Source organism: Pseudomonas sp. G5001 (genome assembly GCF_013385475.1).
GTDB lineage: Bacteria > Pseudomonadota > Gammaproteobacteria > Pseudomonadales > Pseudomonadaceae > Aquipseudomonas.
Genome location: NZ_JACAPZ010000023.1, coordinates 39,606 through 63,652, shown reverse-complemented (window position 1 = coordinate 63,652; position 24,047 = coordinate 39,606). Strand labels below are relative to the sequence as shown.

Below are 24,047 nucleotides of genomic sequence, written 5' to 3'. Positions count from 1 at the left end.
ACGCCGGTTTAGCCGCGCCGGGCCATGGATGGCCCGTCGCGGCGGCCCGCGGAGTAATGCCGGAGTGAGGGCACACCGAGCCTAGGCGAGGTGCCGAGTGGTGGGGCAAGAGCGTTTTGGTTACTTTTGCGCTTTTCAAAAGTGACCCGCTGTAAGAGCGGAACCCATAGTCGCCATTACAAAAATAACGGATATGCCCCCGATTCATCGCGCCCACCCCGGCCTGCGCTTCTGCACAAACGCCTGAGTCCCCTCAACCCCTTCCTCACCACAAACCGCCTCGGCAAACCACTCGGCAGCCTGGTCCAACAACGGCCCCAACGCCAGCTCACCACTGGCCAGCAGCAACGCCTTGGTCCGCGCATTAGCCCCCGGAGCACACCGCAAAACCTGCCCCAACACCTCATCCAGCCGCTCCGCCAACGCCTGCGGATCGTGCTCCACAAAATGCACCAACCCCAACCGCAGCGCCTCAACCCCATCAAACCGCGCCGCCGTCAAAGCCAGCCGCCGCGCCTGGGTCAGCCCGATACGCTTCACCACGAACGGGGCAATCTGCGCCGGCAATAACCCAAGGCCGGTCTCCGGCAACCCAAACTGCGCCTGATGATCCGCAATCGCTACATCACTGACACACACCAACCCAAACCCACCGCCCAACACGGCACCCTCAAGCACCACAATCACCACCTGCGGCAGCGCCTCCACTTCCTGCAACAGCGTACCGAACGCCCGGTTCAACGCCTGCAAGCCACCCGCGGCTCCCGCGCGAGCCATGTCCTTCACATCGCCACCGGCCGAAAAATGCCCACCCGCGCCGCTGATAACCAACGCCCGCACGCTCTTGTCCCCAGCCACATCGGCCAGTACCGCACGCAGTTCGTTGACCATTTCCAGGCTCATGGCATTGCGGCTGTCCGGCCGATTGAGGGTCACATGCAGCACCCCGTTATGCGGTTCCAGCAACAACGTGTTCACGACTTCTTCCCCGGCAGGGTGCCCATCAATTTGCAGATGATCCCCAGCATGATCTCGTCCGCCCCACCACCAATCGACACCAGCCGCACATCGCGATAAGCCCGGGCCACCGGGTTGTCCCACATGAACCCCATGCCGCCCCAATATTGCAGGCAACTGTCGCTGACTTCCCGGCCCAGGCGGCCGGCCTTGAGCTTGGCCATGGAGGCCAGGCGCGTCACGTCCTGGCCCTTGATGTACTGCTCGGTGGCCTGGTACACCAGCGCCCGCAGGCATTCGATTTCGGTGGACAGTTCGGCCAGACGGAAGTGGATCACCTGGTTGTCGATCAGCGCCTTGCCGAAGGTCTTGCGTTCCTTGCAGTACTCGATGGTGCTGTCGATGCAGTACTCCAGGCCCTTGACCATATTGGCCGCGCCGAACAGCCGCTCTTCCTGGAACTGCAGCATCTGCATCATGAATCCCGCACCTTCATGGCCGATGCGGTTGCGCTGGGGGATGCGCACGTCGTCGAAAAACACCTGGGCGGTTTCCGAGCTGTGCATGCCGAGCTTTTCCAGGGGCGGGCTGACGCTGATGCCGGGGGTGTTCATCGGCACCATGATCAGCGACTTGTTGATGTGCGGCTTGTCGTCCGAGGTGTTGGCCAGCAGGCAGATGAAGTCGGCGCTCGGTGAGTTGGTGATCCACATCTTGCTGCCGTTGATCACGTAGTCAGTGCCGTCCTTGCGGGCATGGGTTTTCAGCCCGGCCACGTCGGAGCCGGCGCCGGTTTCCGAGACGCCGATGCAGCCCACCTGTTCGCCGCTGATGGCCGGGCGCAGGAATTCTTCGCGCAATTCATCGGAGCCGAAGCGGGCGAGGGCCGGGGTGCACATGTCGGTCTGCACGCCGATGGACATCGGGATGCCGCCGCAGCGAATGCTGCCGAACTCTTCGGCGGCGACGATCGAGTAGCTGTAGTCGAGGCCCATGCCACCGAATTTTTCCGGCTTGGAAATACCCAGCAAACCGAGGTCGCCGGCCTTGCGGAAGATCTCGTGGATCGGAAAGCGTCCGGCCTTTTCCCACTCATCCACATGCGGGTTGATCTCGCGCTCGACAAAGCTACGGACGGTGCGACGCAGTGCTTCGTGTTCCTGGGTGAAGATCATTTTTATTGTTCTCCCTATGGGGACGCGGGGCGTCCCGGGCTGCATTCCCACGCGGGGCGTGGGAACGATCATCAAAACCGCGCTGCACCAAAGCTGTTGGGCTGTAGTTGCCGCACCTCGGCCTCGTGGCAGATGTCCAGCAGAAACCCGAGCAAGGTCCGTGTATCCCGTGGGTCAATCAGCCCGTCGTCCCACAGGTTTGCGCTGCCATAGAGGGCGGTGGACTGGCTGTCGAGTTTCTGTGCGGTGACCTGTTCGAGCATGTCGAGCACCTTGGGGTCGGGCACCAGGCCGTCTTTCAGTTGCTTGGCTTCGGTGACGATCCGCAGCACCTTGCCCGCCTGGGCGCCGCCCATCACGGCGGTGCGGCTATTGGGCCAGGCGAAGATGAAACGCGGGTCGAGCCCACGGCCGCACATCGCATAGTTGCCGGCACCGTAGGAGCCGCCGACGACGATGGTCAGTTTCGGCACCCGGGCATTGGCCACCGCCTGGATCATCTTCGCGCCGTGCTTGATCACGCCTTGCTGTTCCGACTCGGTGCCCACCATGAAGCCGGTGGTGTTGTGGAAGAACAGCAGCGGTGTCTGGCTCTGGTCGCACAGCTGGATAAATTGCGCGGCCTTGCTCGCCCCCTTCGGGGTGATTGGCCCGTTGTTGCCGATAAAGCCGCAGGCCCGGCCCTGGATATGCAAGTGGCCGCAGACGGTGTGCGGGTCGAACTCGCCCTTGAATTCGAGGAAGTTGGAAGCGTCCGCCAACCGCGCGAGGATTTCGCGCACGTCGTAGGGCTTTTTCGGATCGTCGGGGATCAGCCCCAACAGCTCGTCAATCGGGTACAGCGGCTCGCTGTAAGCGCGCTTTGGCACAGGCGGCAAGCGGTCATCCCACGGCAACAGGCTGACAATCTCACGCACGATGCGCACGCCGTCAGCGTCGTTTTCCGCCAGGTATTCAGCGGTGCCGGCGGTTTGCGCATGCATCTCGGCGCCGCCCAGTTCTTCATCGGTGGCGACTTCGCCGGTGGCGGCCTTGAGCAGCGGCGGGCCGGCCAGGAACAGCTTGGCCTTGCCACGCACCACCACCACGTAATCCGAAAGACCCGGCTGATAAGCGCCGCCCGCCGTGGCCGAGCCATGCACCACGGTGATCTGCGGCAGGCCCATGGCCGACATCCGCGCCTGGTTGGCGAAGCTGCGGGCGCCTTCGACGAAAATCTCGGCGGCGTAGTTGAGGTTGGCGCCGCCGCTTTCTGCCAGCGTCACCACCGGCAGTTTGTTTTCCATGGCGATCTGTTGCAGGCGCAGGGATTTTTTCAGGCCCGAGGGGGAAATGGTCCCGCCCTTGATCGCGCTGTTGTTGGCCACCACCAGCATCCGCACGCCGCTGACGTAGCCGATGCCGGCGATCAACCCGCCCCCAGCGGCGCTGCCGTCTTTGTCATCGTGCAGTTTGTAGCCGGCCAGGCTCGCCAGTTCGAGGAACGGCGCGCCGGGGTCGAGCAATAAATTCAGGCGTTCCCGTGGCAGCAGTTGCCCGCGCTTGTCGAACCTGGCCTTGGCTTCGGCGGCCTTGCCCAGCAGGTTTTGCTCCAGCTGGCGCAATTGATTGACGCCCGTGAGCATCGCTTCGCGGTTCTGCGCGAATTGCGGGCTGTGGGCGTCGAGTTGCGAGTCGATCACCGGCATGGCTTATTTCTCCTCCTTGAGCACGTCCGGCAAGTAAGCCCGGTGGAAACCATTAAAGGACACGCTCGGCGGTTGCGCCTTGTGCAGCGGCCAGGCGCGGCTGCCCAGGCTGGCGGCGCCGTCGATGCGCAAGGTGCTGCCGCTGACGAACGCGGCGGCGGGGCTGAGCAAGAACACAATCGCCGCGCTGACTTCCGATTCGGTGCCGATGCGCTTGAGCGGAACATGCTCGCGCAAGGTCGGGATCACCGCCTTGAATGCGCCTTCGTAGGTGTCCATGCCGCTGGAGGCAATCCAGCCCGGCGCCACGGCGTTGACCCGCACCCCCGCGTAACCCCATTCAAAGGCGGCGGTCTTGGTGAAGTTGTCCATGCCCGAACGTGCCGCACCGGAGTGCCCCATGCCAGGCATGCCGCCCCACATGTCGGCGAGCATGTTGACGATGGATCCGCCGTGCTTGCTCATGCTCTGGTTGAACACTTCCCGGGCCATCAGGAAACCGCCCACCAGGTTGGTGCGCAACACGGTTTCAAAGCCCTTCTGGTTGATCGACGCGAGCGGCGAGGGGTACTGGCCACCGGCGTTGTTCACCAGGCCATGAATCGGGCCGTGCTCCTGCAGGACCTGGCCGACCAGCGCCTTGACCGCGTCTTCATCACGAATATCGCAGGCCTGCCAGCTGGCGCGACCGCCGTCCTCACTGATCTCCGCGGCTACCGTTTGCAGTTTTTCCGGCTTGCGCCCCACCAGGATCACATGGGCGCCGAGGGCTGCCAGCTCGTGGGCGGTGCAACGGCCAATGCCACTGCCGCCGCCGGTAACGATGATGGTCTGCCCCTGGAACAGGTCGGCTTTGAAGATCGAGTCGAAGGCCACGGCGCGGGTCCTTTAAGTGAATTGATCGGCAATGTGCTGCGGCACGGCAATCGGGATTTCCAGCAGTTGCTGGGCGAAGGCCTTGCCTTGGGGATCGATGCGCAGGCTGGCAATCCCGCCGCCACCCAGGGCGTTTTCCAGCAGGAAGTTCAGGCTGTGGCTGCCGGGCAAATACCAGCGCTCGACGCGGCCGTGGATCGGGTCGAGCACGTGGCTCATCCAGTCGACGATCACTTCGGGCGTCAGTGCCTCGGCGATCCACGGCAGGTACTCGGGCTCGCGGGCGATCACCCCGATGTTGCTGTGGTTGCCCTTGTCGCCGGATCGGGCCACGGCCAGCTTGACCAGCGGCACGTTGGCGTCGGCGCGGCCTTGGGGTTTGGGCGGGTCGATCAATGCGATCGAGGTGTTCAGCGGTTTGGTGACGGGCAATTCGCAGGCATGCCGTTCGCCAAGGAAGTCGACCTGCAATTGGCAGGCGCTTTTATCGATCAGGAATGAAAACAACCGAATCAGCGGGTACACCGTGGGTCGCCCGCCGACGATCCCGGTGAGCCCCGGCGCCATGCCGGTGGCCGCCTGGGCAATCTCCCGGGCGAACAGCACCAGCGCCTGTTTGCTGGGGTGACGCACCGCCAGTTTCACCACCACTTCGCGGCAGTCCTGGCGTTGGGCATGGGGGCCGTAGGTGGCTTCGCTGCCCAGCAGTTCGATGTTGATGTCGGTGTAGGGCGCCCAGCCGCGCTGGCTGAACAGCTCTGAGGTCTTGTTGATGATCGCCTGGCTGACCCGTTCGGCCTTGGCCACCGCGTCGATCCCGGCGATCAGGCAACTGGCGGTGCAGCGAAAACCATCCGGGTAGGTGGCGCTGATCTTGTACTGGTCGGTGGGCGGCAGGCCTTTGGCGCCGTGCAGGTGCACGCGGTTTTTGCCTTGTTGCCGGAGCTTGACCTGGCTGAAGTCGCAGATCACGTCGGGCAACAGGTAGGCGCGCGGGTCGCCGATTTCATACAGCAGTTGCTCGGCGACGCTCAGTTCGCTGATCAGTCCGCCGGTGCCCTCGACCTTGCTGACGGTGAACTGGCCGTCGGCACTGACCTCCACAATCGGGAAACCGATGTGTTCGTAGTCCGGCACCTCCCGCCAATCGGTGAAGTTGCCGCCGGTGCACTGCGCGCCGCATTCGATGATATGCCCGGCCAATGCCGCCTGGGCCAGACGGTCGTAGTCCTGCCAGGACCAGTTGAATTCATGCACCAGCGCTGCGCTGACCACTGCGCTGTCGACCACACGGCCGGTGATGACGATATCGGCGCCCAGCTTCAACGCCTGCACGATACCGGGCGCGCCGAGGTAGGCGTTGGTGGATACGCACATCGGCGGCAAGGGCGCGCCGCTGAACATGTCGGTGACGCCGTGCAGTTGCTTGAACTGCGGTTGCAGGTCATCCCCCAGCAGTACGGCGATCTTCAACGGGATTCGGGCCTGGTCGCAGGCCGCCTGCAGCGCGGCGGCGCAGGCCTGGGGGTTGATCCCGCCGGCGTTGCTGATCACGCGGATGCCCTGGCGCTGGATATCCGCCAGCAGCGGCGTCAGCACCTCGACGAAATCCGTGGCATAGCCGGCCTGGGGGTCTTTCATTCGCGCTCCGGCGAGGATCGACAGGGTGACTTCCGCCAGGTAGTCGAACACCAGGTAATCCAGCGTGCCGCCGTGCACCAACTGCGCAGCGGCGGTGCAGGTGTCGCCCCAGAAGGCGCTGGCGCAGCCGATGCGTACCGTCTTGTTCATGGGGCGTCCTTCCTCTGCTTTGCTGGCACCCACACTACCAAGCAAGCGCTTGGTTTGTAAACTCTGGTCATAACTTTGCCCCAAGCGCTTGCTTGGTTGGCTGCCACGGCCTAAATTGCCGCCCAAGACGTAACCAGAAGTTAAGGAGAGCAGCATGGATGAGCAAAAAGCCCTGCGGGTGATGCGCACCATGGTCGACGCCGGCCAATTGACCGACCCCGACAGTGCCCGTGGCAAGCTGCTGCAAACCGCGGCCCACCTGTTTCGCAACAAGGGTTTTGAGCGCACCACCGTGCGTGACCTGGCCGGCGCGGTCGGGATCCAGTCCGGCAGCATCTTTCATCACTTCAAGAGCAAGGACGAAATCCTGCGGGCGGTGATGGAGGAAACCATCCACTACAACACCGCCCTGATGCGCGCTTCCCTGGCCGAGGCGAGCAACGTGCGCGAGCGGGTGCTGGCGCTGATTCGTTGCGAATTGCAGTCGATCATGGGCGGCAGTGGCGAGGCCATGGCGGTGCTGGTGTATGAATGGCGTTCCCTGTCGGCCGAGGGCCAGGCCCAGGTGCTGGCCTTGCGCGATATCTACGAAGAGATCTGGTTGCAGGTGCTGGGGGAGGCGAAAAACGCCGGTTACATCAAGGGCGATGTGTTTATCACGCGGCGTTTCCTGACGGGCGCCTTGTCCTGGACCACCACCTGGTTTCGCGCCCAGGGCAGCATGACCCTGGAGCAACTGGCCGACGAAGCCTTGCTGATGGTGTTGAAAGCTGACTAGCCCTTTCGCGCAAGCTATTAATTGTGTGGCAGAAAGTTGTCTCGATAGACAAAAACGCCTAGCTTAGCGGGATCAAAGTTTTCGACGGTGTGTGCCTTGATGTTTTCGCCTTGGCGATTGGCTGCAGGACTCTCAATATGGGCACTTGGCGCACTGTGGCTGATGCCTGCCTCGGCCGCCCAACTGGTGAGGGTCGGTGCTGCGCATTTCCCGCCATACACCGTGCGCCCGGAGCAGGGCGCCGACACCGGGTTGCTGCCGCAACTGGTGGAAGCCTTGAACGCCCTGCAAACCGACTACCAGTTTGTGCTGGTACCCACCTCGATTCCCCGGCGTTTTCGCGACTTCCAGCAAGGTCGGGTGGACATGGCGATCTTCGAAAACCCCAAGTGGGGCTGGCAGGATATTGCCCACACCGATGTCGACATGGGCCTGGAGGATGCGGAAATCTTCGTGGCCCAGCAGGAGCCCGGTCGCGACCAATCGTATTTCGCCGACCTGACCGGCAAGCGCCTGGCGGTGTTCAGCGGTTATCACTACGCGTTCGCCAACTTCAACCCCGATCCCAAGTACATGGCGGAGCACTTCAACGCCACCTTGACCTATTCCCACGACAGCAACCTGCTGATGGTCGCCCGGGGCCGGGCCGACATCGCCCTGGTGACACGTTCCTACCTCAGTGATTTCCTGGTGCGCAATGCCGATACGGCGGCGCAGTTCCTGGTGTCCGAGCGGATCGACCAGGTGTACCACCACTATGCGTTGCTGCGGCCCAAGGCGCCGATCTCGGGGCCGGCGTTCGCCGGGCTGCTCAAGCAGCTGAGGGACAACGGCCAGTTGCTGAAGATCTTCGAGCCTTACCGCATCGATGTAATGCCGGTACCGTGATCGTCTAAATTTTTGCCCTCGGCTCACGTCACTTGTTGAACTGTCGACGATTCGTGAGCCCATCCCATGTCCTATCTGAATGACCTGTCAGTGCTGCCCTTGCCGGCGGGACCCGCCCTGAATGCTGATGAAACTGATAGCCGCCTGAGCCTCACCCTTGAGGGCCAGCCGCTGATTCGCCTGCGCCTTGAGCGGGGTGATGAGGTGCAGGTGCATTTGCAAGAGCCCGCCAGTGTGCCGGCTGCCCGTGCCTTGTGGGCGGCGTGTTATTGGCTGTTTGCCAGGGAGCCCGGGCGTCAGCGACTGGTCTGGTGTCTTGAGCATGCGCCGGAAGATGCCTTGCGCAGTGGGTTGCTGGTGGCGACCGGGGTTGCCGGGCAGTTTCATTGCGAGCGCACGTTGTTCTGGCAGTTGCCGCAACCGTGGCTGGGGCAATCTCTCACGGGGACTTATCCGCAGCAGATGATCATCAGCGGTGGCAAGCGTCATCCTGCCCGTGCGCCGAAGCCGCGGGGCGAGGTGTATCGACGGTTTGATGCGCGACTGGGGGCGTGGATTTCACTGCGTACGGTGGAGATTGATGTTGATCTGGCGCGCTTCAATCGTTGGCAGAACAGTGCGCGGGTGGCGAATTTCTGGCAGGAAACTGGCAGCCTGGAACAGCATCGGGAGTATCTGGACAAGCTGGAAGCGGATCCCCATGCGTTGACGTTGATTGGCTGTTTCGATGATGAGCCGTTTGCTTATTTCGAGGCGTATTGGGCGAAGGAGGATCGGATTGCGCCGTTTTATGATGCGGCGGATTACGATCGCGGGATTCATATGCTGGTGGGCGAAGAGCACCACCGTGGTCCGCACAAGGTAGCGAGCTGGTTGTCGGCGCTGGTGCATTACTTGTTTCTCGATGATCCGCGTACGCAGCGTGTGGTGGCTGAGCCTCGGGCGGATAACGGGAAGATGATTGGGCATATGCAGAATCAGTGTTTCCACTGTGAGAAGGAGTTTGATTTTCCTCATAAGCGGGCGGCGTTGATGATTCTGGGGCGGGAGCGGTTTTTTGAGCGGTGTGGGTTGGTTTGACTGAGCAAAAAATCTGAGTGCACGAAGATCAAATGTGGGAGCGGGCTTGCTCGCGAAAGCGCAGTGTCAGTCAATGCATGTGTGACTGATCCACCGCTTTCGCGAGCAAGCCCGCTCCCACATGGGATGTGTGGCGCGTCAGGCCCGCCGCGCAAACGTGTCGCTATGGGTCCCGGAAACCTTCCGGCAATGCACCAGCGCATCGCGAATCATAAAGTTCACCAACGTCGGTGAAACCCCCAGCTCCTTGGCAATATCCTTCTGCGGCACCCCGTGCAGCCGGTACATCTCAAACGCATAACGCGTGCGCTGAGGCAACTCGGTCAAGGCGTCGGCAATGTTCTCCAGCGTCGAAAAGTTGATGTGCGAGGTCTCAGGTGAAGCGCCGTGAATAACCACATTCAAGCCTTCCTCTTCCGTGCCGGAATATTTCAGCTCCAGCGCCTGCTTGCGGTAGTGATCAATAGCCAGGTTGCGCACGATCTGGAACAGGTAACTGAGCTGCGCCTTGAACGATGACGTGATGGTGGGGGCCGATTGCAACCGGAAGTAGGCGTCTTGCACCACGTCTTCGGCGCGGGATCGGCAGCCGGTAATACGCGCTGCGATCTTGACCAGGATCAGTCGATTGTCGACGAAGGCCTGGAGTAGGGGTGAGTCGCACCTGCCTGTGGATACTTGTTCCGTCATGGAAATCACCTTGTTGCAAGAGAAGGTTGGGGGAGGGCGTCCTTGCTGAGGCCTCCTACACATCGGGCAACAAATTATGCTTAATGATAATGATTGTCAAATGAGAAGACGAACTAATCTTATGCTTTATCGAGAGGTGTGAACGGCGTCTCGCTGACTAATTATTTCCCGGTGCCATCCGTTCTCATGGGTGAAAGGCCAGTTAACAAACCGGCCAAGGATCAGCGCCTGGAGGAGGACAAAATGGGTTTTTATCGTGTGAGCGGGAGTGGTCTGAAATGAACACGCCGGCTCGATTACGCCTGTTTTGCCTGCCTTACTCCGGCGCCAGCGCCATGGTCTACAGCCGCTGGCGACGGGCGCTGCCGGAGTGGTTGCAGGTGCGGCCGCTGGAGTTGCCGGGGCGCGGCATGCGCATGGACGAGCCGTTGCAGCGCGATATCAAAAAACTGGCCGGGCAACTGGCTGATGAGATCCGCGCCGAGCTGGACGGCCCCTACGCCTTGTTCGGCCACAGCCTCGGCGGCCTGCTGGCCTTCGAGCTGGCCCATGCCCTGCGCGAACGGGGTGCGCCGCCGCCATTGGCGCTGTTTGCCTCGGGTACCGCCGGCCCGGCCTGTCGCGATGTCAGCGAATACGCCATCGAGAAAAACGACGAGCAACTGATCGCCCGCCTGCGGGAACTCAAGGGCACGGGCGAAGACGTGCTGGCCAACGCCGAACTGATGCAGTTGATGCTGCCGATCCTGCGGGCCGACTTCCTGCTGTGCGGCAGTTTCGAATACGGCGAGCGTGAGCCGCTGAGCCTGCCCATCCATGTATTCGGCGGCAAGCAGGACACGGTGCGCGCCGATCAACTGCTGGACTGGCAGCAAGACACCGCCAGCGGTTTCTCCCTCGACATGTTCGACGGTCACCACTTCTTCCTGGTGCAGCACGAGAGTTCCGTACTGCGCTGTGTGCGGCGTTACGCCGACGAACACCTGGCCCGCTGGCGCAACGACGCCGCGCGGCAGATGGCCCGGGCGACCGGCTGAACAAGCCCCCGGCCACACATTCCCCGATTTCCCAGTAAGCCGATTTCAGGCAGGAACCCCATGATGGACGCCTTCGAACTTCCCCGCACCCTGGTTCAGTCCCTTCAACGCCGCGCCGCGCAAACCCCGGATCGACTGGCGTTGCGCTTCCTTGCCGAGACGGCCGAACAGAGCGTTGTCCTCAGTTACCGCGACCTCGACCTGCGCGCCCGCACCATTGCCGCCGCCTTACAGGCCGACGCCGGGCTGGGCGATCGTGCGGTGCTGCTGTTCCCCAGCGGGCCGGATTACGTCGCGGCGTTCTTTGGTTGCCTGTACGCCGGGGTTATCGCGGTGCCGGCCTACCCGCCGGAGTCCGCCCGCCGTCATCATCAGGAGCGGCTGCTGTCGATCATTGCAGACGCCGAGCCGCGGTTGCTGCTGACCACGTCTAGCCTCGGTGATTCGCTGGCGCAACTCGAAGGCGCGCCGCAGTTGCTGTGCGTCGACAGCCTCAATGCCGAAATCGCGAGCCATTGGGTTGCGCCCAACTTGCAAGACGATGACATCGCCTTCCTGCAGTACACCTCCGGCTCCACTGCGTTGCCCAAGGGCGTGCAAGTGACCCACGGCAACCTGGTGGCCAACGAGCTGCTGATTCGCCGGGGCTTCGGCATCGACCTGAACCCCGACGACGTGATCGTCAGCTGGTTGCCGCTGTACCACGACATGGGCCTGATCGGCGGGCTGCTGCAGCCGATCTTCAGCGGTGTGCCGTGCGTATTGATGTCGCCGGCGTACTTCCTTGGCCGGCCATTGCGCTGGCTCGAAGCGATCAGCGAATACGGCGGCACCATCAGCGGCGGGCCGGACTTCGCCTATCGCTTGTGCAGCGAGCGAGTCAGCGAATCGGCATTGGATCGCCTGGACCTGAGCAAATGGCGCGTGGCGTATTCCGGCTCCGAGCCGATCCGCCTCGACACCCTCGAACGCTTCGCCGAGAAGTTCGCCGCCTGCGGTTTTACCCCGAACAATTTCTTCGCCTCCTACGGCTTGGCGGAGGCCACCTTGTTCGTTGCCGGCGGCACTCGTGGCAAGGGCATCCCGGCCCTGCGCCTGGACGAACAGGCCCTCGCCGCCAACCGCGCCGAGCCCGGGCAGGGCGCGGCGATCATGAGTTGCGGCACCAGCCAGCCCGAGCACGCGGTGCTGATTGCCGACCCCGCCACCCTGGCGACGCTCCCCGACAATGCCGTCGGTGAAATCTGGGCCACCGGCCCGAGCATCGCCCACGGCTACTGGCGCAACCCTGAAGCCACCGCCAAAACTTTCGTTCAGCACGAAGGCCGTACCTGGCTGCGGACCGGCGACCTCGGGTTTATCCGCGAAGGTGAAGTGTTCATCACCGGCCGGCTGAAAGACCTGCTGATCGTGCGGGGCCACAACCTGTATCCCCAGGACATCGAGCAAGCCATCGAGCGCGAAGTGGAAGTGGTGCGCAAGGGCCGGGTCGCCGCGTTCGCGGTGAATGACCAGGGCCTGGAAGGCATTGGCATCGCCGCCGAAATCAGCCGCAGCGTGCAGAAAATCCTGCCGCCGGAAGCACTGATCAAGGCGATTCGCCAGGCGGTGGCCGAAGCCTGCCAGGAAGCGCCGAGCGTGGTGGTGCTGCTCAACCCCGGTGGCTTGCCGAAAACGTCCAGCGGCAAGGTGCAGCGCTCGGCCTGCCGCACACGGTTGGCGGATGGCAGCCTCGACAGTTATGCGCAGTTCCCCGGCGTGCAAGCGCAGGCGGGTGATGCGGTGCTGGCGTCCGAGCTGCAAAGCCGGATTGCCGCGATCTGGTGCGAGCAATTGCAGGTGACGCAGGTCGCCGCCGACGATCACTTCTTCCTGCTGGGGGGCAACTCCATCAGCGCCACCCAGGTCGTCGCCCGGCTGCGGGAAACCCTCGGCCTGGAACTGAACCTGCGCCTGTTGTTCGAAGCGCCCACCCTGGCTGCCTTCGCCACCAGCGTCGGGCAATTGCAGCAGGACGGCGGCGTGGCCCAAGGCGCAATCCATGGGTTGTCGCGCCAGGAAGACCTGCCGCAATCCCTCGCGCAAAACCGTCTGTGGATCACCTGGCAACTCGACCCGCACAGCAGCGCCTACACCATTCCCGGCGCCTTGCGGTTGCGCGGCGAGCTGGATGAAGACGCGGTGCGCTCAAGCTTCCAGCAATTGATCCAGCGCCACGAAGCCCTGCGCACGCGCTTCTTCGAGCGCGATGGCCAGGCCTTCCAGCGCGTCGACGCCAAGGCTGATTTCGACCTGCAAGTCATCGACCTCAGCGATTTGCCTGCCGCCGAGCGGGAAGCCCGTGCCAAGCGGATTCGTGAAGACGAAGCCCGCACCCAGTTCGACCTGGAGAAAGGCCCGCTGCTGTGGGTAACGCTGGTACGCCTGGATGACGAAGACCACCAATTGCTGGTGACGATGCACCACATCATCGCGGACGGCTGGTCGCTGAACGTGTTGATCGACGAATTCTCGCGACTGTACGCCGCTGCGTCCCAGGGCCAACCCCTGGAGCTGCCAGCGCTGGCCCTGCAATACGCCGACTACGGAAGTTGGCAGCGCCAGTGGCTGGCCGAAGGCGAGGGCCAGCGACAACTGGCTTACTGGAAACAACAACTGGGCGACGAGCACCCAACCCTGAGCCTGGCCACCGATCACCCGCGTTCGGCGCAGCACCTGCGCAGTGCCTCGCGTCACAGTGTGCGTGTGAGCGCGAGCCTCGGCGAAGCCATTCGCAAGACTGCCCAAAGCCACGAATCCACGCCGTTCATGCTGTTGCTCGCGGCGTTCCAGAGCCTGCTCTATCGCTACAGCGGCCAGCGCGATATCCGCATCGGTGTGCCCAACGCCAACCGTCCGCGCCAGGAAACCCAAGGCCTGATCGGGTTCTTTATCAACACCCTCGTACTGCGCGCCGAACTGGATGGGCGCCTGCCCTTCGCCGAGTTGCTGACGGCAACCCGCACCGCAGCGCTGGGCGCCCAGGCCCATCAGGACCTGCCTTTCGAACAGCTGCTGGAAGCCTTCCCCCAAGCCCGGGAACAAGGCCTGTTCCAGGTGATGTTCAACCACCAGCAACGTGACCTCGGCGCCTTGCGCCGCTTGCCGGGCCTGCTTGCCGACGAGCTGGCATGGCACAGCCGCGAAGCCAAGTTCGACCTGCAACTGCACACTGAAGAAGACCGCAACGGGCGCCTGAGCCTGTCCTTCGACTACGCCGATGAGCTGTTCGACGCCGCCACCATCGAACGCCTGGCCGGGCACTTCATCAACCTGCTGCAAGCCATTTGCGAGCAACCACAACAGGCCATCGGCGACCTGAAGCTGTTGCACGTCGACGAGCAGCGCCAACAACAGCAGTGGAGCGCTGCGCCGTGCACACCGGCGCAGCGCTGGCTGCCGGAACACCTCAACCAACACGTCTCGGAACGCACCGCAGTGGTGTGGCAGGACGGCAGCCTGACCTTCGCGCAATTGCACACCCAGGCCAACCGCCTGGCCCATTACCTGCGGGACAAGGGCGTGGGCCCGGACGTGTGCGTGGCCATCGCCGCCGAGCGTTCGCCGCAACTGCTGATCGGCCTGCTGGCAATCATCAAGGCCGGCGGCGCCTATGTGCCGCTGGACCCGGATTATCCCGCCGAACGCCTGGCCTACATGCTCAAGGACAGCGGCGTGCAACTGCTGCTGACCCAGACTTCACTGCTGGAACAACTGCCCACGGCGCAAGGCGTGTGCGTCATCGCCATGGACAGCCTCAAGCTCGACAGTTGGCCGACCCACGCGCCGGGTTTGCACCTCAATGGCGACAACCTCGCCTATGTGATCTACACCTCCGGCTCCACCGGCCAGCCCAAGGGCGTGGGCAACACCCATGCCGCGCTGGCCGAGCGCTTGCAGTGGATGCAAGCCACCTACCAATTGGATGAAACCGATGTGCTGATGCAAAAGGCGCCCATCAGTTTCGACGTGTCGGTGTGGGAGTGTTTCTGGCCGCTGATCACCGGTTGCCGCCTGGTGCTGGCCGGACCCGGCGAGCATCGCGATCCCCATCGCATCGCGCAGTTGGTGCAGGAGCACGGCGTGACCACCCTGCACTTTGTGCCGCCGCTGTTGCAGCTGTTTGTCGACGAACCGTTGGCTGCCGAATGCACCAGCCTGCGTCGCCTGTTCTCCGGCGGTGAAGCGCTGCCTGCCGAGTTGCGCAACCGGGTGCTGGCGCAGTTGCCGGCGGTGCAGTTGCACAATCGGTATGGCCCCACCGAAACCGCGATCAACGTGACGCACTGGCATTGCCAGGCCGAGGACGGCGAGCGTTCGCCGATTGGCCGGCCGCTGGGCAATGTGATTTGCCGGGTGCTGGATGATCAGTTCAAGCCGCTGCCGGCGGGTGTGCCGGGTGAGTTGTGCATCGGCGGCATCGGCCTGGCCCGGGGTTACCTCGGGCGGGCGGGGCTGACCGCCGAACGCTTTGTCGCCGACCCGCTGGGCGAGGCGGGCGCACGCCTGTATCGCACCGGTGACCGCGTGCGCTGGAGCACCGACGGTGTGCTGGAATACCTCGGGCGCCTGGATCAGCAGGTCAAACTGCGTGGCTTCCGTGTCGAGCCTGAAGAAATCGAAGCCCGCCTGCTGGCTCTCGACGGCATCGCCCAAGCGGTGGTGCTGGTGCGGGAAACCGCAGCCGGTGCGCAGTTGATCGGTTACTACACCGCCAGCGAACCGTTGGATGAACAGGACGTAAAAACCGCCCTGGCCGCCGAGCTGCCGGAGTACATGGTCCCGGCGCAGTTGATGCGCCTGGACGCGATGCCCCTGAGCCCAAGCGGCAAACTGGATCGCCGCGCCTTGCCGGAACCGGTGTGGCAGGTACGTGAGCACGTCGAACCTGAAACAGCGCTGGAACAGCAAATCGCCGCGATCTGGCGTGAAGTCCTGGCGCTGCCACGCATCGGCCTGCGGGACGACTTCTTCGCCCTTGGCGGCCATTCGTTGCTGGCCACGCAAATCATCTCCCGCACCCGCCAGGCCTGTGACGTCGAACTGCCGTTGCGCACGCTGTTCGACGCCAGCGAGCTGGGGGCTTTCGCCGAGCAGGTCCGGCTGATCCAGGCCGCCGGGCAACGTAACCAACAGCTGGCCATCGGCAAGGTCGACCGCAGCCAACCGGTGCCACTGTCCTATTCCCAGCAGCGCATGTGGTTCCTCTGGCAGATGGAGCCCGACAGCCCGGCGTATAACGTCGGCGGCATGGCGCGCTTTCGCGGGGTGCTGGACGTGGGCCGTTTCGAGGCGGCGTTGCAGGCCTTGATCATGCGTCATGAAACCCTGCGCACGACTTTCCCGAGCATCAATGGCGTGGCGCAACAGAAGGTTGCGGCGCAAACCGGCGTGCGCATGGATTGGCAGGATTTCTCGGCGTTCAGTGAGGCCGAGCGGCAACGGCGTGTGCAACAACTGGCCGACCATGAAGCCCACTCGCCGTTCAATCTGGAAACCGGCCCACTGCTGCGCGCCTGCCTGGTCAAGGCCGGCGAGCAGGAACATTACCTGGTGCTGACCCTGCACCATATCGTCACCGAAGGCTGGGCCATGGACATCTTTGCCCGTGAACTCAGCGCGCTGTACGAAGCCTTTATCGACGACCGCGAATCGCCACTGGCGCCACTGCCGGTGCAGTACCTCGACTACAGCGTGTGGCAGCGCCAGTGGCTGGAGGCCGGCGAACGCCAGCGCCAACTGGATTACTGGACCGCGCAACTGGGCACCGAACACCCGCTGCTGGAACTGCCGGGCGACCGGCCGCGTCCGCCGGTGCAAAGTCACCAGGGCGAGCTGTACCGTTTCGATTTGAGCGATGACCTCGCCGCCCGCGTGCGTGCCTTCAACGCCGAACGCGGCCTGACCCTGTTCATGACCATGACCGCCACCCTCGCGGTATTGCTCTACCGTTACAGCGGCCAGACCGACCTGCGCATCGGTGCGCCGGTGGCCAACCGGATTCGCCCGGAAAGCGAAGGGCTGATCGGCGCATTCCTCAACACCCAAGTGCTGCGTTGCCAGCTCAACGGGCAGATGAGTGTCGGCGAACTGTTTGACCAGGTTCGCCACACCGTGATCGAAGGCCAGTCCCATCAGGACCTGCCGTTCGACCATCTGGTGGAGGCCCTGCAACCACCCCGCAGCGCGGCGTACAACCCGCTGTTCCAGGTGATGTGCAACGTGCAGCGCTGGGAATTCCAGCAGAGCCGCACCCTGGCCGGGATGACCGTCGAATACCTGGCTAACGACGCCCGCGCCACCAAGTTCGACCTCAACCTGGAAGTCACTGACCTCGATCATCGCCTGGGTTGCTGCCTGACCTACAGCACCGACCTGTTCGACGAGCCGCGCATTGCGCGCATGGCGGCGCATTGGCAAAACCTGCTGGAAGCCTTGCTTGCCGATCCGCAACAGCGCCTGAGTGAGTTGCCGTTGCTGGAGGCTGGCGAACAGCGCGCCCTGCAAGACAGCCTCGGTATTGAAGCCGGCGAGCATCGCCTCGACCAGTGCATCCATCACCTGTTCAGCGAGCAGGCCCTGGCCCGTGCCGATGCACCGGCGTTGACCTTTGCCGGGCAGACCCTGAGCTACAGCGAACTCGACAGCCGTGCCAATCGCCTGGCCTGGATGCTCCGCGAGCGCGGCGTGGGCCCGCAGGTGCGGGTCGGCCTGGCGTTGCCGCGTTCGCTGGAAATGGTCGTCGGCCTGCTGGCAATCCTCAAGGCCGGTGGCGCCTATGTGCCGCTGGACCCGGAATACCCGCTGGACCGCCTGCACTACATGATCGAAGACAGTGGCATCGGCCTGTTGCTCAGCGATGCTGCGATGTTCGACGCATTGGGCGAACTGCCTGAGAGTGTCGGCCGCTGGTGCCTGGAAGATGACCTGCCGACCCTGGCGGACTACCCGGCGAGCGAGTTGCCTTTCATCAGCCTGCCGCAACATCAGGCCTACTTGATCTACACCTCCGGTTCTACCGGCAAGCCCAAGGGCGTGGTGGTGTCCCACGGCGAAATCGCCATGCATTGCCAGGCGGTGATCGAGCGCTTCGGCATGCGCCCGGATGACTGCGAGCTGCACTTCTATTCCATCAACTTTGACGCTGCCACCGAGCGTCTGCTGGTGCCGTTGCTCAGTGGTGCCCAGGTTGTGTTGCGGGCCCAGGGCCAGTGGGACGCGGAAGAAATCTGCGGGCTGATTCGTCGGCACCGCATCAATATCCTGGGCTTCACCCCAAGCTATGGCAGCCAGTTGGCGCAATGGCTGGCCACGCAAGACCAGACCCTGGCGGTGCGCATGTGCATCACCGGCGGTGAGGCCCTGACCGGCGAACACTTGCAGCGCATTCGCGCGGCATTCAAGCCGGCGCTGTTTTTCAACGCCTATGGTCCGACTGAAACCGTGGTGATGCCGTTGGCCAGCCTGGCCCCGGAAGCCTTGGAAGAGGGCGCCGGCAGCGTGCCGATCGGCAGCATCATCGGCGCGCGTGTGGCCTACATTCTGGATGCGGATCTGGCGCTGGTGCCGCAAGGCGCGACGGGTGAGTTGTACGTCGGCGGTGCCGGCCTGGCCCAGGGGTATCACCAGCGTCCGGGGATGACGGCGGAGCGGTTTGTCGCGGATCCGTTTGCCACGAACGGCGGTCGCCTGTATCGCACCGGCGACCTGGTGCGCCAGCGTGCCGATGGCCTGGTGGAATACCTCGGTCGTATCGACCATCAAGTGAAGATTCGCGGGTTCCGCATCGAGCTGGGGGAAATTGAAACCCGCCTGCTGGAACACCAGGCGGTGCGTGAAGCAGTGGTGTTGGCGCTGGATTCCCCGAGCGGCAAACAGTTGGTGGCCTACCTGATCAGCGACGAAGAGCACGGTGCACTGCGTGAATCCCTCAAGGCGCATTTGAAAGCGCAGCTGCCGGACTACATGGTGCCCGCGCACCTGATCTTCCTCGACAGCATGCCGCTGACCGCCAACGGCAAACTCGACCGCCGCGCCTTGCCGCAGCCGGACCCCGAGGCGAATCGTCAACAGTACGTGGCGCCGCGCAACGAGCTGGAGCAAACCCTGGCGGCCATCTGGTGCGCGGTACTGAACGTGCAACAGGTAGGCCTTGACGACAACTTCTTCGAGTTGGGCGGCGACTCGATCCTGTCGATCCAGGTGGTCAGCCGGGCCCGGCAGGCAGGGATTCATTTCAGCCCGCGTGATTTGTTCCAGCACCAGACCGTGCAAACCCTGGCCGCCGTGGCGACCCGCAGCGAGCAGGTCAGCGCCGAACAAGGCGTGTTGACCGGCGCGTCCGGGCTGACGCCGATCCAGCACTGGTTCTTCGACACCGACATCCCGGAGCGCCAACACTGGAACCAGGCATTGCTGCTGGAGCCGGTTCAGGCCCTGGAACCTCATCGCCTGGAGCAAGCGTTGCTGGCGGTGCTGGAACATCACGACGCCCTGCGCCTGAGCTTCACCCAGCGCGACGCCCAATGGCACGCCGAACACTTGGCGGTGCCGGAAGGCGGCCTGCTGTTGCAAGCCCAGGTAGCGGACATGGAGCAGTGCAGCGCGCTGTTCACCGACACCCAGCGCAGCCTCAACCTCGCCCATGGCCCGTTGTTGCGCGCGTTACTGGTGGACGGCCCGCAAGGCCAGCGCCGGCTGCTGATCGCGATCCATCACCTGGTGGTGGACGGCGTTTCCTGGCGGGTATTGCTCGAAGATTTGCAAACCGTGTATCGCCAGTTGAGCGACGGCCAGCCGGTCAACCTGCCGGCCAAGACCAGCGCCTTGCGCGACTGGGCGGCGCGGTTGCAGGCGTATGCCGGCAGCGAATCCCTGCGTGAGGAGCTGCACGTGTGGCAGCAACAGTTGGCCGGCCCTGCCGTTGAGTTGCCGGTGGATCGCCCACAGGGTTCGCTGCGCAATCGCGACGCCGATACCGTCAGCGTGCGCCTGGACGCCGAGCGCACCCGCCAGTTGTTGCAGCAGGCGCCAAGTGCCTACCGCACCCAGGTCAACGATTTGCTGCTGACCGCCCTGGCCCGTGTGCTGTGCCGCTGGAGTGGCCATGAATCGGCATTGATCCAGCTGGAAGGCCACGGCCGCGAACCGCTATTCGACGAGATCGACCTGACCCGCAGCGTCGGCTGGTTCACCAGCGCCTACCCGCTGCGCCTGACCCCGCTGCATATCGAAGAGGCCGCCGGGCAGGGCGCCTCGATCAAGGCGATCAAGGAGCAACTGCGCGGCGTGCCCCACAAAGGGTTGGGTTATGGCGTGCTGCGCTACCTGGCCGACGACCTGTGCCGCCAGACCATGGCCGCGTTGCCGACCGCCAGTATCACCTTCAACTACCTCGGCCAGTTCGATCAGAGCTTTGGCGCCGACGCACTGTTCCACCCGCTGGACGAGTCCGCCGGAATCGCCCACGACCCGGAGGCGCCGTTGCCCAACGCGCTGAGTGTCGACAGCCAGGTGTACGGCGGTGAGCTGGTGCTGCGCTGGACCTTCAGCCGCGAGCGTCACCACAGCCAGACCATCGCTGAACTGGCGGACGCTTACCTGGCGGAACTGCAAAGCCTGATCGAACATTGCCTCAAGGCAGACGCGGGTGGCCTTACGCCGTCGGACTTCCCGCTGGCGCACCTGACCCAGGGGCAACTCGATGCGCTGCCGGTGCCGGCCAATGCCATCGAAGACGTGTACCCGCTGACCCCGATGCAGGAAGGCTTGCTGCTGCACACCCTGCTGGAACCGGGCACCGGCCTCTACTACATGCAGGACCGCTACCGCATCAACAGCACCCTGGACCCCGAGCGTTTCGCCCAGGCCTGGCAGGCGGTGATCGCCCGTCATGAAGCCTTGCGCGCCTCGTTCTGCTGGAACGTCGGCGAAGACATGTTGCAGGTTATCCACAAGCCCGGCAGCACGCCGATCGAGTACCTCGACTGGAGCCAGGAGCCGGAAAGCGAGCAGGAACCGCGCCTGCAAGCGTTGCTGAAAAGCGAGCGTGAAGCCGGTTTCGATCTGCTTAACCAGGCGCCCTTCCACCTGCGGCTGATCCGCGTAGGCGAAGCCCGCTACTGGTTCATGATGAGCAACCACCACATCCTGATCGATGCGTGGTGCCGCTCGCTGCTGATGAACGATTTCTTCGACATCTACATGGCCCTCGGCGAAGGTCGCGAAGCGCAACTGGCGACGCCACCGCGTTACCGCGATTACATCGCCTGGCTGCAACGCCAGAACCTCGCCGAGGCGCGCCAGTGGTGGCAGCAGAACCTGCAAGGGTTCGAGCGCACCACACCGATTCCGAGCGACCGGCCGTTCCTGCGCGAGCATGCCGGCCACAGCGGCGGCATGGTGGTAGGCGACTGCTACACCCGCCTGGATGTGCGCGACGGCGCGCAATTGCGCGAGCTGGCCCAGGCTCATCAATTGACGGTGAACACCTTCGCCCAGGCGGCATGGGCCCTGGTGCTGCGGCGCTTGAGTGGCGATCGCGACGTGCTGTTCGGCGTCACCGTGGCCGGGCGCCCGGTAGAAATGCCCGAGATGCAGCGCACTGTCGGGCTGTTTATCAACAGTATCGCCTTGCGGGTCAAGCTGCCGGAGGACGATCAGCAGTGCAGCGTGCGCCAATGGTTGAGCGGCCTGCTCGACAGCAATATGCAACTGCGCGAGTACGAGTACCTGCCGCTGGTGACCATCCAGGAGCACAGCGAACTGCCGAAAGGCCAGCCGCTGTTCGACAGCCTGTTCGTGTTCGAGAACGCCCCGGTGGAAGTCTCGGTACTGGACCGTGCGCAAAGCCTGAATGCCACCTCGGATTCCGGTCGCACCCACACCAACTTCCCGCTGACGGCCGTGTGCTACCCGGGCGATGACCTGGGCTTGCACCTGTCCTACGACCAGCGTTATTTCGATGAAACCACCGTGCAAGGCATGCTCGCTGAATTCAAGCGGCTGCTGCTGGCGCTGGTGCAGGGCTTCCATGGCGACATGGCCGACTTGCCGCTGATTGGCGAGCAGGAGCGTGAGTTCCTGGTGGACGGCTGCAACCAGAGCGAGCATGAGTATCCGCTGGAGCGCAGTTACATCGAGCTGTTCGAAGCCCAGGTGGCACAGCATCCACAGCGGATTGCCGCCAGTTGCCTGGATCAGCAATGGACCTACTCTGAGCTGAACCGGCGCAGTAACCGCCTGGGTCATGCGCTGATTGCCGCGGGTGTCGGGCTGGACCAACCGGTGGCGTTGCTGGCTGAACGTAATCTGGATTTGCTGGGCATGATCATCGGCAGCTTCAAGGCCGGCGCGGGTTACTTGCCGCTGGATCCGGGGCTGCCGACCCAGCGCTTGAGCCGGATCATCGACCTCAGTCGTACGCCGTTGCTGGTGTGCACCGAGGCTTGTCGGGAACAGGCGGATCTGTTGCTGGAAGAGTTTGCCTGTGGCTCGCGACCGAGGCTGCTGGTGTGGGAGGAGCTGGTGGGTTCAGAGCAGAACCCGGGCATCTACAGTGCGCCGGATAACCTGGCCTACGTGATCTACACCTCGGGCTCCACTGGCCTGCCCAAGGGCGTGATGGTCGAACAGCGCGGCATGCTCAATAACCAGTTGAGCAAGGTGCCGTATCTGCAACTGACTGAGCACGATGTGATCGCCCAGACCGCCTCGCAAAGTTTCGATATCTCGGTGTGGCAGTTCCTCGCGGCGCCGCTGTTCGGGGCGCGGGTGGACATTGTGCCGAATACCATTGCCCATGATCCGCAAGGCTTGCTCGCTCACGTCCAGGCCCAGGGCATTACCGTGCTGGAAAGCGTGCCGTCACTGATCCAGGGCATGCTCGCCCAGGAGCGCATGAGCCTGGATGGCTTGCGCTGGATGCTGCCGACGGGTGAAGCGATGCCGCCGGAACTGGCGCACCAGTGGTTGCTGCGTTATCCGCAGATTGGCCTGGTCAACGCGTATGGCCCGGCGGAATGTTCGGACGACGTGGCGTTCTTCCGCGTCGACCTGGCGTCGACCCGTGGCACTTATCTGCCGATTGGTACGCCGACCGACAATAACCGGTTGTACCTGCTGGACGGTGCGCTGGAACTGGTGCCTCAAGGCGCCGTCGGCGAGTTGTGCGTGGCCGGGACGGGCGTGGGGCGTGGTTATGTCAGCGATCCGCTGCGCACGGCGCAAGCGTTTGTGCCGAATCCATTGGGTGCGGACCGGTTGTATCGAACAGGGGATTTGGCCCGCCGTCGCAGCGACGGTGTGTTGGAGTACGTCGGGCGCATCGACCATCAGGTGAAGATTCGCGGTTACCGGATCGAGCTGGGTGAAATCGAAGCGCGCCTGCATGAGCAGCCTGAAGTGCGGGATGCGGCGGTGGGCGTGCAGGAGGGCGTCAACGGCAAGCATCTGGTGGGCTACCTGGTGGCGGCGGATGCGCAGCTCAACCCGGGTGAGCGCCTCGATCGCATCAAGCAACGCCTGCGGGCCGAGCTGCCGGAATACATGGTGCCGTTGCATTGGTTGTGGCTCGACCGGTTGCCGCTGAACGCCAACGGCAAGCTGGACCGCAAGGCCTTGCCGGCACTGGAGATCGGCCAGTTGCACAGCCAGGAATATCTGGCGCCGCGCAATGAGCTGGAGCAGACGCTGGCCGGGATCTGGGCCGAGGTGCTCAAGGTCGAGCGCGTCGGCGTGCAGGACAACTTCTTCGAACTGGGCGGGCATTCGTTGCTGGCCACGCAGATAGCTTCACGGGTGCAGAAGACGCTGCAGCGGGATGTGCCGTTGCGGGCGATGTTCGAGTGCAGCACGGTGGAGGCGTTGGCGGGGTATATCGACGGGCTGGCGGCGAATGAGATCAGCGCCGAGAAGGTGGATCGGTTGAGTGATTTGATGGCGGAGCTGGAGGGTTTTTAACTCGGAGCGCAACGCGCCACTCGTCGGGTGGCGCGGTTGTTAAGGTTCGAACTGTGAATTCTGACAGTAGGCAAGGGGGGCATTTCGG

The 24,047-nt window shown here is 63.7% G+C and carries 11 protein-coding genes; 5 read left to right on the top strand and 6 right to left on the bottom strand.

The features are described from left to right. Nucleotides 1-204: 204 nt before the first annotated feature. From HX805_RS19795 to HX805_RS19775, 5 genes are all read right to left on the bottom strand, one after another. Nucleotides 205-978, bottom strand: coding sequence for an enoyl-CoA hydratase-related protein (locus tag HX805_RS19795; RefSeq protein ID WP_177117223.1), 774 nt, complete (start codon nt 976-978; stop codon nt 205-207). Further along, nucleotides 975-2,132: a citronellyl-CoA dehydrogenase gene (atuD, locus tag HX805_RS19790; RefSeq protein ID WP_177117222.1), complete on the bottom strand. Its 1,158-nt coding sequence runs from the start codon at nt 2,130-2,132 to the stop codon at nt 975-977. Before atuD ends, HX805_RS19795 begins: the two co-directional genes overlap by 4 nt. A gap of 71 nt (nt 2,133-2,203) precedes the next feature. Continuing rightward, a complete protein-coding gene (gene atuC / locus HX805_RS19785; RefSeq protein WP_008431693.1) occupies nt 2,204-3,820 on the bottom strand; it encodes a geranyl-CoA carboxylase subunit beta in 1,617 nt (538 codons plus the stop codon). Between the two features lie 3 nt (nt 3,821-3,823). Then, the gene (locus HX805_RS19780; protein WP_177117221.1) at nt 3,824-4,696 is read right to left on the bottom strand and encodes an SDR family oxidoreductase; all 873 of its coding nucleotides are present in this window, start codon (nt 4,694-4,696) and stop codon (nt 3,824-3,826) included. A gap of 12 nt (nt 4,697-4,708) precedes the next feature. Then, a complete protein-coding gene (locus HX805_RS19775) occupies nt 4,709-6,487 on the bottom strand; it encodes an acyclic terpene utilization AtuA family protein (RefSeq protein WP_177117220.1) in 1,779 nt (592 codons plus the stop codon). Between the two features lie 154 nt (nt 6,488-6,641). Here HX805_RS19775 and HX805_RS19770 point away from each other — a divergent pair, with 154 nt between their 5' ends. From HX805_RS19770 to HX805_RS19760, 3 genes are all read left to right on the top strand, one after another. Then, nucleotides 6,642-7,265: a TetR/AcrR family transcriptional regulator gene (locus tag HX805_RS19770; RefSeq protein ID WP_087695088.1), complete on the top strand. Its 624-nt coding sequence runs from the start codon at nt 6,642-6,644 to the stop codon at nt 7,263-7,265. Nucleotides 7,266-7,364: 99 nt separating this feature from the next. Continuing rightward, a complete protein-coding gene (locus HX805_RS19765; protein WP_102369610.1) occupies nt 7,365-8,153 on the top strand; it encodes an ABC transporter substrate-binding protein in 789 nt (262 codons plus the stop codon). Nucleotides 8,154-8,219: 66 nt separating this feature from the next. Next, entirely contained in the window at nt 8,220-9,233 is a 1,014-nt protein-coding gene (locus HX805_RS19760; protein ID WP_177023349.1) for a GNAT family N-acetyltransferase, read from the top strand. Between the two features lie 138 nt (nt 9,234-9,371). Here HX805_RS19760 and HX805_RS19755 read toward each other — a convergent pair whose 3' ends face one another. Further along, nucleotides 9,372-9,923 (bottom strand): RNA polymerase factor sigma-70, encoded by a 552-nt coding sequence (locus tag HX805_RS19755; protein WP_003209024.1) that lies wholly within the window; start codon nt 9,921-9,923, stop codon nt 9,372-9,374. 278 nt (nt 9,924-10,201) lie between these two features. Between HX805_RS19755 and HX805_RS19750 the strand changes: the two genes are divergently transcribed. Together HX805_RS19750 and HX805_RS19745 are read left to right on the top strand one after the other, a co-directional pair. Next, the gene (locus tag HX805_RS19750; protein ID WP_177023348.1) at nt 10,202-10,960 is read left to right on the top strand and encodes a thioesterase II family protein; all 759 of its coding nucleotides are present in this window, start codon (nt 10,202-10,204) and stop codon (nt 10,958-10,960) included. Nucleotides 10,961-11,020: 60 nt separating this feature from the next. Continuing rightward, a complete protein-coding gene (locus HX805_RS19745; protein WP_177081323.1) occupies nt 11,021-23,959 on the top strand; it encodes a non-ribosomal peptide synthetase in 12,939 nt (4,312 codons plus the stop codon). The last annotated feature ends 88 nt before the right edge of the window (nt 23,960-24,047 follow it).

Coding starts and splice junctions, on each gene's coding strand:
- HX805_RS19750 (WP_177023348.1), top strand. CDS start 10,202: ATGAACACGCCGGCTCGATTACGCCTGTTTTGCCTGCCTTACTCCGGC.
- atuC (WP_008431693.1), bottom strand. CDS start 3,820: ATGCCGGTGATCGACTCGCAACTCGACGCCCACAGCCCGCAATTCGCG.
- atuD (WP_177117222.1), bottom strand. CDS start 2,132: ATGATCTTCACCCAGGAACACGAAGCACTGCGTCGCACCGTCCGTAGC.
- HX805_RS19745 (WP_177081323.1), top strand. CDS start 11,021: ATGATGGACGCCTTCGAACTTCCCCGCACCCTGGTTCAGTCCCTTCAA.
- HX805_RS19770 (WP_087695088.1), top strand. CDS start 6,642: ATGGATGAGCAAAAAGCCCTGCGGGTGATGCGCACCATGGTCGACGCC.
- HX805_RS19775 (WP_177117220.1), bottom strand. CDS start 6,487: ATGAACAAGACGGTACGCATCGGCTGCGCCAGCGCCTTCTGGGGCGAC.
- HX805_RS19760 (WP_177023349.1), top strand. CDS start 8,220: ATGTCCTATCTGAATGACCTGTCAGTGCTGCCCTTGCCGGCGGGACCC.
- HX805_RS19755 (WP_003209024.1), bottom strand. CDS start 9,923: ATGACGGAACAAGTATCCACAGGCAGGTGCGACTCACCCCTACTCCAG.
- HX805_RS19765 (WP_102369610.1), top strand. CDS start 7,365: ATGTTTTCGCCTTGGCGATTGGCTGCAGGACTCTCAATATGGGCACTT.